Raw genomic sequence first — 2,858 nt, 5'->3', positions numbered from 1 at the left:
GGTTGAACAGCGCCGCCAGGGCGCCAAAGCGAGTCCCCGCTTCCGCCTGCTGATTGTCGAGCAGATAACCGCTGTCATTGGCCACGTCCGCATCATCCCGCTCGCTGATGTCCAGGTTCAGCCACGCCGCGCGGAGCGACTCTTGTCGACGAGCGGAGCAGCGCGCTCAACTGCCGCCGACCGCGCGCCCGGTCAGCGTCCGCTCGTGCCGAATAGAGTGCGTCGTGAAGGGCTCCGGGTAAGGCGCCATGCGTGGGCTGCGAGGCCGGGGACACCGCGGCCAGCAGTCGATCCGGGTTCCGTGACAACATGCCTCCGATACGTCTCAGTCTGCATCGACTCTCGAAGGCGGGATTCGCCAAAGGGTCCAAGAGAGGGACTTCCCATCCCGGATGTCGGCAGCGAACACGTCCTCTGCAACACCGAACACGGCCTCTGCGACACCGCGCATTGTCGACACCTCCACGTCCCTTGCCTGAAAGGGCGGATTCAGGCTGATCCACCCCACAGGATTGAGCTCGCCGGTGCACAGCAACAGCCCGTGTTCGTAGGTCATGAGGAGTACCCGCCGGTCGCTCAGGAAACATCCGTACAGGAAAAATGCAAGACCTTCGATTTCCATATCGTCCGCGTGGAGCCGAGCAAGGGGACGCCGACTCGGCCATTCCAGGACGGATATCTGGTTATCGAAGCTGGGGTGACGCGTGAGCAGCAGGCGATCTCCGGACGGTGCGAAGCTCGCCGCGATCACATTCTCGGCAACAAGCGCCACCTTGAGCCTGTCGTCCAGCACCTGCGCGACATAGATCAAAGCGCCATCCTGACCCATGGCTGCATCCAGGACTACCGATCCGTCGTGCGGATGAGGCACGGTGGTCACACTGGCGTCCACCGCATCTAGAACGGCCTGGTCCAGGACATGTCCCGAGCCTAGATCCACCAGCAATACCAGATGCTCGCCCTTGGTGTCGTACTCGCGGCCTTTGTACGTCAGCCGTTCGAGTATCGGCGCGGTGACCAGCAGGCGGCCGCCCGGTAGCAACGTCGCGGAATCGGCTGCCACAATCTCGACCGGGATTGGTCGGCCTGCCGCCATGATGATGACCCGACGGGTGTCGGTCACGACGACGGTCGCCAGGTCCGGACTTGCGGCAAGAAGTTCTGCTGTGGGTGGCACGTCCAAGGACAGCCGCTGGATGGGCTGTAACTGCTCGTCCAGCGCGCTTACTGTTCCGTCAGATAAGTGGTATCTGACCACCGGCTCCATCGACTGTGGCGCAAGAACACGATCCAGCCGTAAATCCGGGAGGCGACGTACCCATTCCGCTTCGATTCGACGCACTTGGTCATCCTGCCAGCATCGGGGTGGCAGGCCCCACTGAGCCTCCGCCAGGCCGTCCAGGTCGTCAAGATGGTCTGATGGCGGAGCACCAAGCCGCTAGGGGCACAGTCAAGGTCAGTGCACTGTTCTGCCGCGATCCGCGTGCTGCGGAGCGTGACCAGCAGCAGCCCTCGGAGTGTCCGGACATGCCGATGACAGCGTGTCGTAGCTCCCGTACGTTGGCGCCATGGCGACTTTCTGGACCTTGGGATGCGATGCCGACGATCCGCAGCGGATCGCTGCTTTCTGGGCGCTGGCCCTCGGCTATGTCAAGGAATCCGGTTTCGACGAGCCCGACAACGCGTCCATCGTCGACCCGGATGGCCGGGGCCCTGCCATTGGTTTCCTGAAGGTACCCGAGGACAAGTCCGGCAAGAACCGTATGCATATCGATATCCGGGTGGCCGGTCCAGGCCCCTGGGACATAGTCGAGCGCGCCCGACTGATCCGGCAGAAAGTCCCCGAGTTGGTCGCCGCCGGCGCGGCGGTGGTCCGCGAGGAGTGGTACGGCGACGTCCTCGGGCACGTCGTCATGCAGGACCCCGAGGGCAACGAGTTCTGCGTTGCTTGACGCCACCGCCAGTGCCGCCTTCCAGTATCCGGATCTGCCGCATATTGCGGCACTATGCAGTGTGACGCAGGTCGGTGTCCTTTCGATGGGGGTCTTCCACGTGTCCAAGTGGACACATGGGCCTATTTCTGCGCGTTGAGGTCGCGCAGTGCGAAGCGGAGGTGCTCCCACTCTTCGTCGAAGATCACGTGGAGGCAGTGCAGGACTGGCTCCTCGTGTTCGGGTGACCACGGGTTTTGTCGAGGCTCGGCGAGCCGCGCCGGCGTGACGCTCGCGAGGAAATCCCGCACCATGGCCTGCCGCTCGGCACGCAGCTCGCGCACCTCGGCCAGACTTGGCTGCCCCGTGGCAAAGACCGACATATCGAATCCATCCGCCTCGTACTCGGCGTGCGGCTGCCCGAGCGGATGGAAGGGCTGCGACAGGCGCAGGATCGCCTTGCCGAGCCATGCGTCGGTGGCGAACGCGAGGTGGCGCAGGGTCTGCGCGAACGACCACTCGCCATCGATCGAGACGTCGACGGTGCCCGCGGGCATGGATCCAACTCGGTCGACCGCGGCCGCCCAGGCCCGTTCGAGCGCCGCCCACGCCGATCGCAGGTCATCCGGGTCCTTGGCATGCTTCAGCTCGCGCCCAGGAAATCGCCGGTTGAGTTCGGCCTCGACGAGCGGCACGACGTCGACACCATTAATCAAAAGTGCACCGTCCGCCAGCCACGGTGCATCGATATCGAGCCCGCACACATTGACGCCGCGCATCACCGCCCCGGCCAGCGTCGACCTGTTGAACCGCGCACCCCGCAGGTCCCGGCAGGTTCAGCCGGTCGTAGCATTTGATCTTGGCGGTTCGGTGGGACAGGATGTTCCGCCGTGCGTGCGATGTTGACCCTGGCTGATCGTGAAGAGA

The 2,858-nt window shown here is 64.3% G+C and carries 3 protein-coding genes; 1 reads left to right on the top strand and 2 read right to left on the bottom strand.

All coding sequences use genetic code 11. From position 1 onward, the window contains the following. Positions 1 to 325: 325 nt before the first annotated feature. Complete coding sequence (locus tag JNW87_RS36990; RefSeq protein WP_146231323.1) at positions 326 to 1,342, bottom strand: hypothetical protein; 1,017 nt, start codon at positions 1,340 to 1,342, stop codon at positions 326 to 328. Positions 1,343 to 1,568: 226 nt separating this feature from the next. Here JNW87_RS36990 and JNW87_RS36985 point away from each other — a divergent pair, with 226 nt between their 5' ends. Further along, positions 1,569 to 1,952 carry a VOC family protein gene (locus tag JNW87_RS36985; RefSeq protein ID WP_109805965.1) on the top strand — a complete coding sequence of 128 codons (384 nt, stop codon included), beginning with the start codon at positions 1,569 to 1,571 and terminating at the stop codon, positions 1,950 to 1,952. 122 nt (positions 1,953 to 2,074) lie between these two features. Here JNW87_RS36985 and JNW87_RS36980 read toward each other — a convergent pair whose 3' ends face one another. Further along, positions 2,075 to 2,710, bottom strand: a complete 636-nt coding sequence (locus JNW87_RS36980; RefSeq protein WP_109805966.1) for a DinB family protein — start codon at positions 2,708 to 2,710, stop codon at positions 2,075 to 2,077. Positions 2,711 to 2,858 lie beyond the last annotated feature (148 nt).

The organism is Micromonospora sp. ATA51, assembly GCF_016802855.1.
Taxonomy (GTDB): Bacteria; Actinomycetota; Actinomycetes; order Mycobacteriales; family Micromonosporaceae; genus Micromonospora; species Micromonospora sicca.
This window is presented reverse-complemented; position numbering and strand designations above follow the sequence as displayed.